Annotated in this window: 14 protein-coding genes; 7 read left to right on the top strand and 7 right to left on the bottom strand. The window is 41.3% G+C overall.

Annotation, left to right across the window (positions count from 1 at the left end; translation table 11 throughout):
- The first annotated feature begins 18 nt into the window (after positions 1-18).
- Complete coding sequence (locus NDN13_RS04490; RefSeq protein ID WP_251117332.1) at positions 19-2709, top strand: TonB-dependent receptor; 2691 nt, start codon at positions 19-21, stop codon at positions 2707-2709.
- A 74-nt stretch (positions 2710-2783) separates the two neighbouring features.
- Here the strand turns inward: NDN13_RS04490 and NDN13_RS04485 are convergent, their stop codons facing one another.
- The 4 genes from NDN13_RS04485 to folE2 are packed head-to-tail and all read right to left on the bottom strand — an operon-like array spanning position 2784 to position 6025.
- Positions 2784-4139: a dihydroorotase gene (locus NDN13_RS04485; protein WP_251117331.1), complete on the bottom strand. Its 1356-nt coding sequence runs from the start codon at positions 4137-4139 to the stop codon at positions 2784-2786.
- The gene (locus tag NDN13_RS04480; RefSeq protein WP_159414880.1) at positions 4129-4689 is read right to left on the bottom strand and encodes a gamma carbonic anhydrase family protein; all 561 of its coding nucleotides are present in this window, start codon (positions 4687-4689) and stop codon (positions 4129-4131) included. Before NDN13_RS04480 ends, NDN13_RS04485 begins: the two co-directional genes overlap by 11 nt.
- A gap of 20 nt (positions 4690-4709) precedes the next feature.
- On the bottom strand, positions 4710-5129 hold the full coding sequence (gene hisI / locus NDN13_RS04475) for a phosphoribosyl-AMP cyclohydrolase (RefSeq protein WP_251117330.1): 420 nt from the start codon (positions 5127-5129) through the stop codon (positions 4710-4712).
- On the bottom strand, positions 5123-6025 hold the full coding sequence (gene folE2, locus NDN13_RS04470; RefSeq protein ID WP_251117329.1) for a GTP cyclohydrolase FolE2: 903 nt from the start codon (positions 6023-6025) through the stop codon (positions 5123-5125). The genes hisI and folE2 overlap by 7 nt, the downstream gene beginning before the upstream one ends.
- 109 nt (positions 6026-6134) lie before the next feature.
- On the opposite strand from folE2, the gene NDN13_RS04465 reads away from it, so the two are divergent.
- From NDN13_RS04465 to NDN13_RS04450, 4 genes are all read left to right on the top strand, one after another.
- Positions 6135-6833, top strand: a complete 699-nt coding sequence (locus NDN13_RS04465) for a D-Ala-D-Ala carboxypeptidase family metallohydrolase (RefSeq protein ID WP_251117328.1) — start codon at positions 6135-6137, stop codon at positions 6831-6833.
- A 25-nt stretch (positions 6834-6858) separates the two neighbouring features.
- The gene (locus NDN13_RS04460) at positions 6859-7257 is read left to right on the top strand and encodes a Fur family transcriptional regulator (protein ID WP_251117327.1); all 399 of its coding nucleotides are present in this window, start codon (positions 6859-6861) and stop codon (positions 7255-7257) included.
- Between the two features lie 15 nt (positions 7258-7272).
- Positions 7273-8496 carry a zinc metallochaperone GTPase ZigA gene (gene zigA, locus NDN13_RS04455; RefSeq protein ID WP_251117326.1) on the top strand — a complete coding sequence of 408 codons (1224 nt, stop codon included), beginning with the start codon at positions 7273-7275 and terminating at the stop codon, positions 8494-8496.
- A gap of 126 nt (positions 8497-8622) precedes the next feature.
- Complete coding sequence (locus NDN13_RS04450) at positions 8623-10788, top strand: TonB-dependent siderophore receptor (RefSeq protein WP_251117325.1); 2166 nt, start codon at positions 8623-8625, stop codon at positions 10786-10788.
- 165 nt (positions 10789-10953) lie between these two features.
- Here NDN13_RS04450 and NDN13_RS04445 read toward each other — a convergent pair whose 3' ends face one another.
- A complete protein-coding gene (locus tag NDN13_RS04445) occupies positions 10954-11589 on the bottom strand; it encodes a TetR/AcrR family transcriptional regulator (protein ID WP_251117324.1) in 636 nt (211 codons plus the stop codon).
- Between the two features lie 100 nt (positions 11590-11689).
- Here NDN13_RS04445 and NDN13_RS04440 point away from each other — a divergent pair, with 100 nt between their 5' ends.
- On the top strand, positions 11690-13063 hold the full coding sequence (locus tag NDN13_RS04440; RefSeq protein ID WP_353050823.1) for a flavin monoamine oxidase family protein: 1374 nt from the start codon (positions 11690-11692) through the stop codon (positions 13061-13063).
- Between the two features lie 57 nt (positions 13064-13120).
- A complete protein-coding gene (locus NDN13_RS04435; protein WP_251117322.1) occupies positions 13121-13627 on the top strand; it encodes a hypothetical protein in 507 nt (168 codons plus the stop codon).
- A gap of 85 nt (positions 13628-13712) precedes the next feature.
- On the opposite strand, the gene NDN13_RS04430 is transcribed toward NDN13_RS04435, so the two are convergent.
- Positions 13713-14624 (bottom strand): alpha/beta hydrolase, encoded by a 912-nt coding sequence (locus tag NDN13_RS04430; protein WP_251117321.1) that lies wholly within the window; start codon positions 14622-14624, stop codon positions 13713-13715.
- Positions 14621-15505 carry an alpha/beta fold hydrolase gene (locus tag NDN13_RS04425; RefSeq protein WP_251117320.1) on the bottom strand — a complete coding sequence of 295 codons (885 nt, stop codon included), beginning with the start codon at positions 15503-15505 and terminating at the stop codon, positions 14621-14623. Before NDN13_RS04425 ends, NDN13_RS04430 begins: the two co-directional genes overlap by 4 nt.
- Positions 15506-15520: the final 15 nt, after the last annotated feature.

The raw sequence follows: 15520 nt of genomic DNA, 5'->3' as shown, positions 1-15520 counted from the left end.
CCTAATGTGGATCTCCTTATGAAATTCAAACAGCAAACTTTGGCAATTCTTATACATTGTGTCTGTATGCATGGGGCTTATGCCGAAATCACTTCGCCAGTTACCGCTATTGAGCAACCAAGTTCGGAAAAATATTATCAAATTCCAGCAAACCAATTGGGTTATGTACTGTCTAGCTTTGCCGCACAGTCTGGTGTCGTCTTAAGTTATGATTCTAATCTTTTAAAAGGACTGACAAGCAAGGGCCTTACAGGAAAATATTCCATACAGAAAGGTTTTGATTATCTATTGGCGGATCAGCCTTATCGAATCATACGGCAAGGTTCTACCTATTTATTACTGCCTAAATCTCAAGCAACACCCACATATTCCGAAAAAATCAGTACGGATGGTCAGCACCTTGAGCCATTCAATCAGATGACAACCGATGTTGTTGTTCTGCCTAAGATTAAGCTGAATGCTGAACAACAAAAAGCCAAGGTGAATACCAGCCATCTAGATCGGGAACAGATTAATCGATTTAGAGGGACGGGGAATGGTGATGTTTTTTCTGATATGGCTGGGGTGCAGGTCAACAGTTTAAGGAATGAGGCTGGCGCAATTGATATTGGAATTCGCGGGATGCAGGGTGAAGGGCGTGTTCCAGTGGTGATTGATGGGAGTCTACAATCCAGTCATACCTTTCGAGGCTATCAAGGTGAAAGCGATCGTACCTACATTGATATGGATTTGATTAGCCAAATTGAGGTTGAAAAAGGTGCTTCACGCGCAAAGTTTAGTGTTGGGGGGATTGGTGGTATTGTAAAAATGCGAACCTTAAGCGCAAATGACATTCTGCTTCCTAACCAAAATGCGGGTGTTATGCTTAAAGGTAGTTTTTATAATAATAATAAAACGCCACATACCTCCGATAATGAAAAGGAGCAGATGTCTTATCTGTTGCATAATAAAATTTCTTCAAACAACTTTCAAAATGGTGCTGGAACACTTGCTCTGGCTTATCGTAATGAGATGTTTGATTTGGTGGCTGCCTATAGCAAGCGAGTCGTTGGTAACTACTATGCGGGAAAACATGGTATTGATTATTATGAGAAACGGGATATTGTCGATGTTGGTCCAGGTCAGGAAGTCGTAAATACCAGCTATCAAAGTGATTCAGGCATCATTAAAGCAGGTATCAATATTACCGATGAACATCGTGTCGAATTGAATATGCGGCGCCATATGCAAAAAGCGGGTGAAGTGATGGCCTTTTATTGGAGCCGATCAAAAGTCATTGATCCGAACTCAGCGCCATATGGCTATATTGATGGCGAGTATGTTGAGCCTCAATACATTGAAAATGCCTATACCATGCCGCAATGGTCGCTTGGTTCAGCCGCCATTAATGCCTTGAGCGGTAGTTATACCTACAAACCTAAACAGAATAATTGGGTCGATTTGGAACTGGGAATTTGGCATACCAATGCCAAATATCGCCAGCACAATGGCATGATTGGTATGCAGAACTCAAGTTATGGAGATCAATATTGGGGGAGTTTCCAAGATTATCGGACTGGGCTAAATTTAGAGAACACCAGTAAATTTGAGAATTTAACTTTAAATTATGGTCTCACTTATGATGAACAGCGGATGAAGCCGCGGAATCTTATTGATCATGAAATTGCACGTGATGGGTTGCGTAAAGAATCCTCAGTCTTTCTTAACGGCGACTATATTTTCAATGATTTCACCCTGAGCCTAGGTAGTAAATGGCATAAAGCAAAAGTAAAAGATTATGGTGATCAATATCGACCAATGACGCCAGTCGCGCATTCAGACTTAAATGCAAAAGGTTATGCTGCACGTCAATATGAGGGGAAAATAGATTGGATGTCTCAGTTGAACTATCAAATCGTCAATGGGATTGATGTCTATGGGAAACTTTCAAATAGCTACCGTAGTCCAAGTTTATTTGAATCGACAGTGTCGGGCCAAACTTTTAGTTATGATTCTGACTTGCCAATTAAATCGGAAAATTCTCGTCTGATCGAACTGGGTTTTGTTGGAGAACGTGATGATCTATTCTCAGCAACCGATCATTTAAAATTCAATATTAATTATTTCCGTAATCAAACCAAAGACTTTCTGACTCAAGGCGTGCAGAAAAAAGAGATTGAAAATCAGATTACACCTGATTTTATCCTGCCTTATACCACCTCTTATACTTTTGTAAATTATAATCAAGTCGTACTCAAAGGTTTAGAGTTTGATCTTGCCTATCATCATCCAAGTTTCTTTACCAGTTTCAATGGTACTTTATATCAAGCACCTAAGGTTTGTCCTGCGAGTAAAGAAGACTGTAATGAAGTCGGTGATTCTTGGAGCTTAATTTCGACTCGTCTACCACCTCGCAAGATTTTCAATCTGACCATAGGTAAAAACCTATTGCAAAATAAGCTCGTTCTAGGTGCGCGTGCCAGATATCATTCAGAAAAGAAAAATCCGAAAGGCTGGCTCGCGGGCACAGGGGTGAGTGGACGGGCAGTAACCGAGATTTCGTCTGAAACCTTAGTTGATGTATTTGCCAATTATCAGTGGAACCCTAATCTGGCACTCTCTTTTAATGTCGATAACCTAACCAATCGTTATAACTTTGATCCGGGTACTGTGATTGGTATGCCGATTCCAGGTCGTACCATCAAAGCTGGGATAGAAATTAAATTCTAAATCGTAAGCTATTCAAGCCCTATATTTTAAGCAGGGCTTGAATAGTGTATTTCTCAATTCAAGCTTAATTAAGTTTAACGATCTATTTCTAAGGCCTGACCTTGGCAATTTAAAAATAACTGCTGCTGATGCCAAGCCAGTTGACCTGAAACTAGGGTGGTATCGACCTGATAACGAAACGTCCGCTCCTGAAATGGACTCCAATTGCAGTGCATATAGTTTTTTTGTTCTTTCACCGCGTTTGTTTGATGATTCTTACGCAATAACACGAGGTCAGCCCAATAGCCTTCTCGAATATAGCCCCGATCTTTGATTTTAAACAGGTCAGCAACTTGATGGGAGGTTTTACGTACCAAAGTTTCGATACTCAGTTTTCGGTCTGCCACCAGCTCCATCAATGCAGGCAAGGCATGCTGAACCAGTGGTAGGCCAGCGGGAGCATTTAAATATGACTGCTGTTTTTCATCCCATGTATGGGGGGCATGATCCGTTCCAATAATATCTAAACGATTACTCTGGGCAAGGGCTGCGATGAGTGCCTGTTTATCCTGTGGGGTTTTAATTGCGGGGTTACATTTAATTAAATGCCCAAGTGTTTCGTAGTCTGAATCATCAAAACTGAGATGATGAATACAGACTTCTGCAGAGATATGCTTTCTGTTTAAAGGCAGATTTTTAAATAAGCAGAGTTCTTTGGCCGTTGAAATATGCAAAACGTGGAGTTGAGTAGCATATTTTTCGGCCAATGCAACAGCTAGGCGTGAACTTTCAAAACAGGCATGTTTATCACGAATTTTAGGGTGCATTCGCGCAGGAATATCTGCGCCGTATTGTTGTAAATACAGCGCTTGTTGCTTTTGGATCTGAGGTGTTGATTCGCAATGGGTCAGCAGGATTGTCGGAACATTGGCAAATAAGCGTTCAAGTATTTTGGGATCATCAACCAGCATATTGCCTGTAGATGCTCCCATAAAAACTTTGACACCACTGACAAGTTTTGGATCAAGCTGTTCAATGATGTCTAAATTATTCGCACTCACACCAAAATGGAAAGCATAATTTGCTCGACTATGCCGTGCTGCAATCTGTTTCTTTTGCCGTAAACTTTCAAGATCTAATGTCGGGGGATTGGTATTGGGCATGTCCATATAGCTGGTAATACCACCGATTGTGGCTGCCATGGATTCTGTGGCAATCCTTCCTTTATGTGGTGTACCTGGTTCCCTGAAATGAACTTGATCATCAATCATGCCTGGGATCAGCCAAGCCCCTTGAGCATCAATCGTTTTTGCATTAAATATGCCTGTTATTGTTGCCGCTATTTTTTCGATGCGACCATTTTGAATGAGTACATCTGCAATCTGTTGCCTTCCTTCATTAACCAGATTGGCATTGCGAATAATGATGTTTGGCTGCGGTTTAAAATTCATTGTGTAATGCCTTGTAGCCTTTGACCAGCTCGATATTGGTGCTGACGACACTTTCTGAAAACTCACTAATCGAGATATCAATTGGAGGATATTGGCTTAAATCAGTTCTTGGATTGATATAGCTCATGGCAGGCACATAAAAATACGCAGGCAAATCTCGGCCATCAACAACGGCATTGTGTCGGATTGCACTATGAGCACCAATCTTGCAGTTAAACAGCACACTGTTAAATCCAACAAAAACATGATGCCCAATTTCACAGGGTCCATGAATAATGGAACGATGCGCAATGGATGAGTTCTCGCCAATCATCACGGCGGCACCTGCTTTGGAATGAATCACCACACCATCTTGGATATTGGAATTGGCACCAATGCTGATGGGGTGCATTTCTCCATTTTCATCCGTTTCATCGGCACGAATAACCGCATAAGGACCAATAAACACATTGGCATGTACAATCACTTTGCCACAGATAATGGCGGTTTGGTCCACATAGGCAGACTGATCAATGACAGGCAAATGCCCAGAAGGATTTTTACGTAACATAGGATGACCATTTGAATAAGTTAAAGCATCGGTTCAGTTAAAATTGTGACTTGATCAGTCGCTAGCCCCAGATAAAAGCAGTTGGGACGCTGTGTATGACAGGCTGGGCCAATTTGATTTACCATCAATAACAGGCAATCTCCATCGCAATCGAGTCGAGCTTCAGTCAAATATTGGCGATGACCTGAACTTTCACCTTTACGCCATAAACATTGGCGAGATCTGGACCAATAACACACCTGTTGGGTTTTTAAGGTTTCCAGTAAAGCCTCTTGATTCATCCAAGCCATCATCAAAACGGCTTTACTCTGCTGTGCTTGGGTAATAACAGGAAGCACTCCATCCTGATTCCATTTGATCTGTGCAAATACGCTGTCGAAATCGAATTGTTGTCCCAGAGCAGCGCGTTCCATGTCTTTAAAGATAGTTTGTTCTACCATTGCCATGAACCCTGAGCGACTGCATCGTGTGCGTGTAGGCTTTCTGCATGAATGACTTTGAAGTTGAAGCCTTTAATATTGTTATGATGGATAAATGTGCCATAGAGCCGTCGCAACGCATCTTCACAAAACATCAGGTTTTGACCATTGGCAATCGCAAAGGCTTGCTCATCAATGCGTTTGACTGCGGTTTGTACGGGTGTCATCAAAGCTTGTTCCGCTTGGTTGATAAATAAAATCAGCGGAATATGTTTAATCTTTGGATCTAATTTGAAATGAAGAATGGCAAAGCTTCTTTGACTATGCGGTGTTGCCGCAATGGCATCGGTTCTGCTCAGCCAGTTCAGAATCTCATGTTGATCTAGAGCGATTTCCTGTTTTTGAAGCGCTGATTCAAAGCGTTGCTGAATAATATTTCTAGCAAGTGCGGCAGAACAAGGACAAGTCGAAGAATAGGGAATTTCGACTCTAAGTTCAGCCTCAAATCGACCATTTATCAGTTGGCATGACAGCATAAAGGGATAGCTTTTCCATCCTGATAATTTGCTAATCAGTGCGGATCGTTCGATATAAAGTTCGCTGTGAATTTCAATTTTGGCATGTTTGGATAGATTGTGATGACTTTCCAGAAAATCCATAAGTGTCAATTCAAGATCAGCCAAATTAATATTTTGAATCGAGCTTAATTCTAATAGGCGTGTATACAACCGAGACATATGGATACCCTTGGCTAAAGGATCATCCAGACTGACATAAGCATTGACTTGGCTCTGACATAAGGTGTTTTCCAACCGAACAGGCAAGGCAATGTTTTCCATGCCAACCCAATCAAGGGCATAGCTATTGGCTTTGGGAAGATGAGATTCAGCAGAGATATCAGGTAGGGCGAGATTCATTTCTTCATTTGCTTCAGTTGCGATGCATATTGTTATGTTATAACATAACAATATGCATCGGCAAGTTCGCTGCATGACTCATTTAAGTTAAGGGCATTCGTGAATCAAAATGAAATATTGGTATCTACTCGGATTTATTGGCGGTCTTTCGGCATGCCAAGCCCCAGAACACTTGGTTCAAGTTCATCAGCCGAGCCAGCTTGAACAAAAAAAGCAATTGTCACCCATAACAGTTATACAGCAAGACATTCCCGCCTCTTATCAACATTGGGCAGCTCAAGTTGAACATCAACAACAGATAGGGGCGTATAAACGGTTTTTAAAGCAACATGGCACAGCATTTAATGTACCCGATTTTCAATTTTTCCAGACCGCAAGGGATTGGCAAAAATGCAACTATGCTGAATATGAAATTCCACCCAGAGAGCTATGGAGCAATATTGTTCCGACTTTGAATATTTTGAATCAATTGGTTCAGCAAAAGTTGATTGATCATTTCACCGTAACATCCGTCTATCGCAATCCAGTTTTAAATCAGTGCGCAGGCGGTGCAGCGGTATCAAAACATGTTTTTAACGCGGCATTGGATTTTCGTATCGGAAGTGAAAACCCCGATGCTATTGAACAAATCAAGATAGAAGAAAACAAAGCCAGACTTTGTCAATTTTGGCGAGACTACGGCGAAGCACTCAATATGGGCTTGGGAGTTTATGCATCTGGACAAATCCATATTGATACGGCGGGATATCGCACATGGGGAATTGATCACCGCTATAGCTCATCGCCGTGCCTGAAAAATTTTTCTTGAAACAACAATGGATGAGTAAATAACAATGAAACTTACAATCGCCCAGCAAAATATTCTAAATATATTAAAAACAGAAAATAAAGCCCTGAGTGCTTATGAGTTATTAGAAAAAGCAAAGCCCTATGGTTTTCAAGCACCAATGCAAATCTACAGAATTTTGAAGAAACTCACAGATCAATGTCTCATCCTAAAACTGAATACATTGAATATGTATGCCAGTAGACAAGCCGAAATGAGCTCCAACTATCAACTCATCACAATCTGTACAGAATGTCAGAGCGTACAAAGCATCACCATTCCACAGCTTCGCAGCTGTGTTGAAACCACAATCAAAGCACAACAGTTTAAGCCGCAATACTCATATTTAGAAATATTGGGGCTATGTTTTTCATGTGCTGCAAAGCATCAAAGCGAACATATTTAACTAGTGAGAAAGCCAATGAATCCATCTTTAGCCACTCCATCCAAACTTCCTGTAACTGTCTTATCCGGATTTTTAGGCTCAGGAAAAACCACATTACTCAATCATATTTTAAACAATCGTGAAGGACGCAAAATTGCAGTCATTGTGAATGATATGTCTGAGGTCAATATTGATGCAGCACTGGTTCGTGAAGGCGGCGCAGCGCTATCAAGGACCGATGAAAAACTGGTTGAAATGAGCAATGGCTGTATTTGCTGTACTTTGCGAGAGGATTTACTGATCGAAGTTCGTCGTTTAGCCGAAGATAAGCGCTTTGATCAATTGGTGATTGAGTCCACAGGAATTTCTGAGCCATTACCCGTTGCAGAAACCTTTACCTTTGAAGATGAAAATGGCATTTCTCTGGCTGAATTTGCTCGCTTGGATACCATGGTCACTGTGGTTGATGCTTATAATTTTCTTAAAGATTATGGTTCTGTTGATCGTTTAACTTCACGGGGGGAATCACTGGGTGAGCAGGATGAACGTAATGTGGTTGATCTTTTAATAGATCAGATTGAATTCTGCGATGTGATTGTATTGAATAAAGTAGATCTGATCGGTGAAGAAGAAAAAGAAAAATTATTGGGTATTTTGCATTCACTCAATCCTAGAGCAAAAATTGAAATTTCTGAATTTGGGCAAGTTAATCTGGATAAAATTTTAGATACCCAGCTATTTGATTTTAATGAAGCTGCGCAAGCACCGGGTTGGCTCAAAGAATTAAGAGGTGAACATACGCCTGAAACTGAAGAATATGGGATTGGTAGTTTTGTCTATCGGGCCAGACGACCTTTTCACCCACAACGGTTTTTTGATTTTATTCATTCTGAATGGCAGGGTGTTATTCGCTCAAAAGGCTTTTTTTGGTTGGCATCTCATCCTGAATTTGCAGGTTCTTGGTCTCAAGCAGGTGCAATGGCCAGACATGGCGTAGCAGGGTATTGGTGGGCGGCTGTCCCAGATGAGCATTGGCCAGAAGATCAACCAAGCCGCGATGCCATTGCAAAGAGTTGGGATGATTCGACTGGTGACGCACGACAAGAAATTGTGTTGATTGGGATGGAAATGGATCAGGCGAGACTGATTGAACAGTTTGATGCCTGTTTATTAAATGACGAGGAAATGGCCCTAGGTGCAGCGCAATGGCAGAAATTTGAAAATCCTTTTGAAGAATGGCATCAGGTCGTAGCAAGCTAACGTGCAATCGGCTGAAAAAATCTTAGATATGGTGCATAACATGCTTGTTCAATCTGAGAAAATTGTGAATACTCATGCCCGCAAAGTGTAAGCTTTATTATTATCTTTTGGGGTTAGACAACGATTGTGAAAACGTATCCATTTTCTCGTTTACAAAAAGCATTATTGGCGGTTGGTTCATTTTCATGCCTCGGATTAAATACAGTATCAGTCCACGCAGAAACTGTGACACCGCGATTAGCTCCAATTATGGTAAAAGCTGAAACTTCTGAGCCTGCTTACACTCAGCCTAAAGTGAATTTATCGGGTTTTACCCAGCAAAATCTTGCCGAAATTCCAGCATCTATTCATAGTGTGACAGCAGCACAGATTGCGGATCAACATGCCAAAACCCTGACCGATGTGGTAAAAAATGATGCCGCTGTCGGTGAGGGCTATGCACCGATTGGTTATTATCCAAATTTTGTAATGCGTGGCTTTGCTCTAAATTTAGGATCAAGTTATTTACTGAATGGTCACTTGGTGCGAGGTGAGCAAAATATTGCACTTGAAAATAAAGCACAGGTTGAAATTTTAAAAGGTATCAGTGCGATTCAAAGTGGCATGTCAACGCCAGGTGGTGTGGTGAATTATGTGACCAAACGCCCTGAAGATATTCGCTCTATTACACTGGAAACAGATAGCCATGGGGGCAATCGTGTAGCAGCGGATGTTGGCGGTTTATTGGGTGACGATCAGCAATTTGGCTATCGGGTCAATCTTGCCAAAGAAGAAATCCATCCATATGTCGAACATGCCAACGGTCAGCGTTGGTTTGGTTCTGTTGCTTTGGACTGGAAAATTTCAGATCGTTCAAAACTCGAATTTGATCTTGAATCCCAACGCCAGCGCCAACGTTCTGTTCCTGGTTACCAATTACTTGATGGTAAAAAAGTACCTACAGATGTGGATTGGGATCGCTTATTAGGTCATCAAAGCTGGGGTAAACCTGTCAGTAATGAAAGTCTCAATGCTGGTTTAAAGTATAGTTACCAAGTGAACGACAATTGGAGTGCTAATCTTTCAGCATCCCAAAGTCGAGTGATAGTCGATGATTATTCTGCATTTGCATGGGGCTGTTATAGCGAGATATGCCAAACAACAGGCTTAGGGAATACCTTTGACAAAAATGGCAATTACGATATTTATGATTTCCGTAGTCCAGATGACAGTTATCTTAGCAATCAATTTAAAACGGGTTTAAACGGAAAATTTAACACTGGAACTTGGCAACATACACTCAATTTAGAATTATCACAGAGTTATAAGCGCCATGCCCAGCATGATCCAATAAATGAATTAGTCGGTACGGGAAATATCTATACAAATACTGTGACTTATCAGCCTTCAACTGCAACCTTGGGGAAGCATTACAAATCATTCAGCAGTCAACAAACGGCACTTAATCTGCTGGACCAGATTGATTTTAATAAGCAATGGTCGGTTCTGGCGGGCGGAAAGCTGTTGCATTTAAATGAAGATGCTTATGATGCAGAAGCTCATAAAATCCGAGATACCAACTTTAATCGCTTTTTACCTCAATTTGCATTGATGTATCAGCCTTGGCAAGGCACCAATGTCTATGCTTCCTATGCCAAAGGTTTGAGTGATGGTGGACAAGCACCGTGGTATGCCGAAAATAAATTTGAAACATTGGCACCAAAACATTCAACTCAGTATGAAATCGGTATTAAGCAGCAGTGGCAAGACTTACTCTTTACAGCAGCCTTATTCAATTTAAAACAAGACAATCAATATACAGATGTAACCAGTAATTTTGTTGCTGATGGTGAGCAACATAATCTTGGCTTAGAACTCGGTGCGCAAGGTCGTGTAGGCCAAAACCTAGATATCACCTCGACTTTGGCTCTTACACGTTCACGTTTAAAGGATACTCAGTCAGCCGAATATCAGGGTCATCAAACTCAAAATATACCTGCTGTGCGTTTTGCGACTTATCTCTCTTATCAACTCCCTCAAGTGGAAGGACTACGATTGTTGGCGGGTATGCAGTACAGCAGCAGTAAATATGCTGAGAAAACAGGCACGGTAAAAGTGTCGGGCTATACGGTTTTTAATGCAGGTACAGCTTATAACTTCCGTGCTTATGGTTATGACAATACCTTGAGATTGAATGTAGATAACCTATTTAATAAAAAATATTGGCGAGATGCAGGTAGTTTCTTTGGCGATGATTATCTATTTCTTGGTGCACCACGTACAGCACAGTTGTCATGGAATGTGAGCTTCTAATAATCGAGAAAATTAAATTTTTCGATTTCTGCATTTTTTGTGGATTAAAAATAGCCCTAGAGATTTGTACTAAGCGATGAATCGCAAATTTTTAGGGCTGAGTTTATGCCAATCATAAGCGATCTCTTAAAATTGCTTGCCCAGTGTGCGGACATGATCTTTTCCTTAGCTCAATCCCTTGATCAACGCACTGATTGTCATTTCTTTTAGGGTATTCGGATTTCCCCAAGGATATTCTGGAATACCAATCAGACTTAAGGTAATCCCTAACATACTACAGAGTAGAACGTTCTTGATTTCATTCGCATCACCTGCACGTATTTCGCCACGGGCTTGAGCTTCCTTAATCGCACGCGTGTAAATTTCTAATTGCGGAACTGCTTGCGAAGCATCGACAAAATAATGTTCCTCAGCATTTTGTGGATGATCTTCAATGAGGAAAATTGCTCTGCAATCATTCGGTCGATTCAACCAAAAATCCACTTGAGCAATACACAGCTTTTCGAGTCGTTCTGATTCAGGACTGCTGTTGTAGCATTGTTCCAGTTTAAGCATTAAATCTAAAAAAATTACTTCCCAAATATGGTGCAGTAACTGTCTTTTACTCGGAAATAAGGTGTAGAGCGTTGCGGGTAAACAGTCTGCTTGGGCTGCAATTTTACGCATAGATACACCTTCGTATCCATGTGCTGCAAATAGATCTCTGGCCGCCTGAATAATTACATTGCGATTGGCTTCGATTTGTTCCTGACTGCGAGGAGGACGTCCACGGCGGGGGGCTTTTGTTTGATTATTTTCCATAGCTATTGATTTTAGTGAACACGTTCCATAAAATCAAATTTAATTTTAATGAACGCGTTCATTAAAATATGGATGATAATTTTAATAGCAGGAAATAATGATGGATACTCAAACAACTGAAAAAAACTGGGATGCAATCGTGGTCGGTGCTGGTTTGGCAGGTTTAAAAGCAGCACTGGAATTAAAGAAAGCGGGTAAAGATGTATTGCTTTTAGAAGCGCGTGATCGTGTCGGTGGGCGCTCAAAAGCAGGTGAAATTTATGGAGAAACCATTGATCTAGGTGGGCAGTGGGTTGGTCCGCAACAAAAACTGTTATTGGCACAGGCTCAAGAACTGGGTGTCAAAACCTATCCTCAATTTATCAAAGGCGCGAGCTTGGTTAGTCGTAACGGTTTAGTCAAATCATATCGCTCCAATATCCCCAAGCTCCCAATTGCTTCACTGCTTGAAATCGCACTACTTGAACGTCGCTGGAATAAAGAAGCTCAAACATTGCCAAATGGTGAACCTTGGTTAGCAGCACATGCAAAGCAATGGGATGCGGAGTCGGTTGAAAGTTGGTTGTTAAAGCATGTACGTACAGACGGTGCGCGAGACTTTATGCGAACCATCGTAGGGGCACTCTTCTGTTGTAATACCTCTCAATTGTCCTATCTGTTTTTCCTCGAATATTTTAGACAAGGGCATGGACTTGAAGTTCTCATCTCAACTGAAGGTGGAGCGCAGCAAGATAAATTCATCGGTGGTGCATGGCAAATTTCCAAACTGATTGCAGATCAATTACAAGACCATTTAATCTTAAATTCACCTGTTTTAGCTGTTGAGCAGCATGCTGATCATGTCAAAGTTGTGTGTAGAACCCAAAGCTATAAGGCAAAAAATATCATCATTGCCACACCACCTGTACTTGCATCCAAAATTCATTACACACCACCGCTACCTACAAAGCGTGAACGCTTATTACAAAGTATGACCATGGGCGCTGTGATCAAAGTTCATTTGGCCTATAGCAACGCTTTTTGGAAGAAACAAAACTTAAATGGTGCTGTGGTTGCGACAGATCGAGCTGTCAGCGTTGTATTTGATCAATCTCCAGAGGGAGCAAATCATGGTGTCTTACTGGGCTTGATCGAAGGTGATTATGCAATTGAATTAAGTTCGCTGGATGTTGAAGCACGTCGTCAACGGATCATTGCCGATTTTGTTTATTACTTTGGTCAACAAGCAGCACATCCTTTGGAGTATGTGGAACAAGACTGGCTCACGGAAGCGTGGTCTCAAGGGGGATATGTTGCACATATGCCACCAGGGGTGATGACCACTTATGGTGATTGTATCAGACAGCCTGTCGATCGAATTCATTGGGCGGGTACAGAAACGGCAACTGAATGGAGTGGCTATCTAGATGGTGCTTTACAGTCAGGTATACGTGCTGCCAAAGAAATTATTCACAAACAGACGTTAAGTCTGTGATTGTTCCGTAGTCGCCTTGAATTACATGATCTTCATTCTAATGAGTAAGGAATAAATATGCGGTCTCAACAGTTTCTAAATGGAATTAACGATGAATTGCAAAATCGTGCTTTTGCGCTTAGCGCAATTCTACGTATCGCCAATCGCGTACAGGGAACACAAGAATATATTTTCTGGAGTGCCTATGAAAAGTTAGAACGATTCAATACAGCACATTATTTTGCATATGCAGAGAAGTTAGGCCTCGATGCAACACCATCTTTTTTGACGAAGGCAAAAGCATCACTGATTAGTTCAACGCCATCTTTCTTATTGGATGAATTACTTAAACTGGTTTATTCAAAAACCAAAGTTTATATGGAGGATTTAAAACAGGTCCATGCTCAAGGAACAGAAGCAGATCGTGAGTTTCTAGACTATATGCTTGCACAAGAGCAAGTCCAAATAGAATTGATGGAACTGGCAATCAAAAAACAATATCGTGAAATTCCGCCTAAAATTGAACAGTTTATCCAACACTACAGAGACAAGGAACTGGTCTGGCGCGTGTTTTATTGTTATTAAATTGAAAGTAAATCGTCCTATACCTGCATCGATATAGGACGTTTAAACAAATAAAATGGCTCCGTTATTAAACGCACACCATTATTTAGATTTGGACTTTGTCATATATTGCTTTCGTAGTTGATGTGATCGCTAACATATGAATAGCCCCATGAATCATGCCTTCTAACAAATGGAAGTTCACATTAATGCCAGCAGCTTGCAATCTCTCTGCGTACTTTTCACCATCATGTCGAAGTGGATCATATTCACATACAAAAATTGTGGCATCAGGTAAGTCTTGTAATGAATGCGCCAGTAAAGGGCTGACAAGTTCATTTACTTTGTCTGCCTCAGCATTAACATATTGATCCCAGCAATAAGCCATAGTTGCCGTCGTTAAGCCGTAGCCCTGTGCATATGTTTGATAAGAAGCGTTACTCATGCTGGCATCTAATGCTGGGTAGAACAGCAGTTGATGACTGATTTTAATATCAGGATGTTGTCTAGCTAGTAGGCAGGCCGCTGCTGCAATATTTGCTCCAGCACTGTCTCCACCCACTGCAATACGGTTTTTATCAAGACTAAATACCGAAGCATTTTCCTGAATATAAGACAGTGCAGTAAAAAAATCGCTTAATGGTATCGGGAATTTAACTTCTGGCGCTAAACGATAGTCGACGGAAAAGATCACTTGCGCCGTTGATTCAGCCAATAAACGACAAGCACGGTCCCATGCATCTAGGCTGCCAAGACACCATCCACCGCCGTGGGCAAAGACCATAGCGGGGTGTTGTTGTACATGTTCTAAGGCATAGGGAACATAAACACGAACTTCAATTTCCGCTTGATCCTCAGTCATCACCCTAAAGCTATGTTGATAAGATGAGTCTCGTTCAACGCCTTGTTGTTGGATAATTGATTGATTTACCTGTGCTCTAAGTTCATCCAATGTATTTGCAGCGGGTAATGTAGACTGAGACTTAAGCCAATTTTTGATTTCAGTATCTAAAGTCATCTTGCTTTTCCCTGCTGTAAAAAATTAAGGATCAATGAACAAAATACTTCTGCTTGTTCTTCCATAATGAAATGACCACAATCTTTGACAATTGCACTGGATAACTGAGTGCTCACTTTTTTCATGGTTTCATAAGGCGCATCATTAGTGGCATGCTCGGCACCGATTGCGAATACGGGCATGTCTAAAGTTTTAGTTTCCCTAATTTTATTCTGACGAATAGTTTCAGGGATGGCGCGATAGTAATTAAAACCTGCTGTTAAACGCCCTGAAACCTTATACGCCTCTATATAGGTTTCAGCAGCAACTTTATCTCGATGCCATGACCATTTATCAAAAATATAATTGAGATAGGTTTCTTCACGCCCCATGACTAAAGCTTCAGGCAAATCGCTAATCTGATTAAACATAAAATGCCAGAGAAAAATATTCTGTTCAGGTGGAACAAAAATTGGAGGCGGTGGAGCCAATCCCGGAATAACAGCTTCTGTGAGAGCAAGATGAGTGACGGATTCAGGAAAGTCGCAGGCAAGCGCATAACCCACCCACATCCCGATATCATGCCCAATAACGGCATAGCGATGATGTCCAAGTTCAGACATCAGGCTAGATAGAATGGCTGCAATACGTCCAGTATCATAGTGACCATCCAGTGGAGCTGAATATCCCGTTCCAGGTGGATCAACCGCAATCGCTTGATAACCATGCTGAGCCAACTCAGCCATCACATGTCGCCATGCATACCATGTTTGTGGCCACCCCGAAATCAGTAAAACAGCGGGCCCATTGCCTGCAGATACATAATGTAATTTTTTAGCTTCAATATTCATGTAGTGATGATTAAATTGATTTAATAATTTTTCAGTGTGCGTCGTCATCATTATTTCTCGTTCTAC

The organism is Acinetobacter sp. C32I (genome assembly GCF_023702715.1).
Classification (GTDB): domain Bacteria; phylum Pseudomonadota; class Gammaproteobacteria; order Pseudomonadales; family Moraxellaceae; genus Acinetobacter.
This window is presented reverse-complemented; position numbering and strand designations above follow the sequence as displayed.

What these genes read in the sequence shown, in the direction of transcription:
- NDN13_RS04440 (WP_353050823.1), top strand. Translation starts at nt 11,690, where the DNA reads ATGGATACTCAAACAACTGAAAAAAACTGGGATGCAATCGTGGTCGGT.
- NDN13_RS04430 (WP_251117321.1), bottom strand. Translation starts at nt 14,624, where the DNA reads ATGACTTTAGATACTGAAATCAAAAATTGGCTTAAGTCTCAGTCTACA.
- NDN13_RS04445 (WP_251117324.1), bottom strand. Translation starts at nt 11,589, where the DNA reads ATGGAAAATAATCAAACAAAAGCCCCCCGCCGTGGACGTCCTCCTCGC.
- NDN13_RS04490 (WP_251117332.1), top strand. Translation starts at nt 19, where the DNA reads ATGAAATTCAAACAGCAAACTTTGGCAATTCTTATACATTGTGTCTGT.
- hisI (WP_251117330.1), bottom strand. Translation starts at nt 5,129, where the DNA reads ATGGTAGAACAAACTATCTTTAAAGACATGGAACGCGCTGCTCTGGGA.
- NDN13_RS04480 (WP_159414880.1), bottom strand. Translation starts at nt 4,689, where the DNA reads ATGTTACGTAAAAATCCTTCTGGGCATTTGCCTGTCATTGATCAGTCT.
- NDN13_RS04465 (WP_251117328.1), top strand. Translation starts at nt 6,135, where the DNA reads ATGAAATATTGGTATCTACTCGGATTTATTGGCGGTCTTTCGGCATGC.
- folE2 (WP_251117329.1), bottom strand. Translation starts at nt 6,025, where the DNA reads ATGAATCTCGCCCTACCTGATATCTCTGCTGAATCTCATCTTCCCAAA.
- zigA (WP_251117326.1), top strand. Translation starts at nt 7,273, where the DNA reads ATGAATCCATCTTTAGCCACTCCATCCAAACTTCCTGTAACTGTCTTA.
- NDN13_RS04460 (WP_251117327.1), top strand. Translation starts at nt 6,859, where the DNA reads ATGAAACTTACAATCGCCCAGCAAAATATTCTAAATATATTAAAAACA.
- NDN13_RS04435 (WP_251117322.1), top strand. Translation starts at nt 13,121, where the DNA reads ATGCGGTCTCAACAGTTTCTAAATGGAATTAACGATGAATTGCAAAAT.
- NDN13_RS04485 (WP_251117331.1), bottom strand. Translation starts at nt 4,139, where the DNA reads ATGAATTTTAAACCGCAGCCAAACATCATTATTCGCAATGCCAATCTG.
- NDN13_RS04425 (WP_251117320.1), bottom strand. Translation starts at nt 15,505, where the DNA reads ATGATGACGACGCACACTGAAAAATTATTAAATCAATTTAATCATCAC.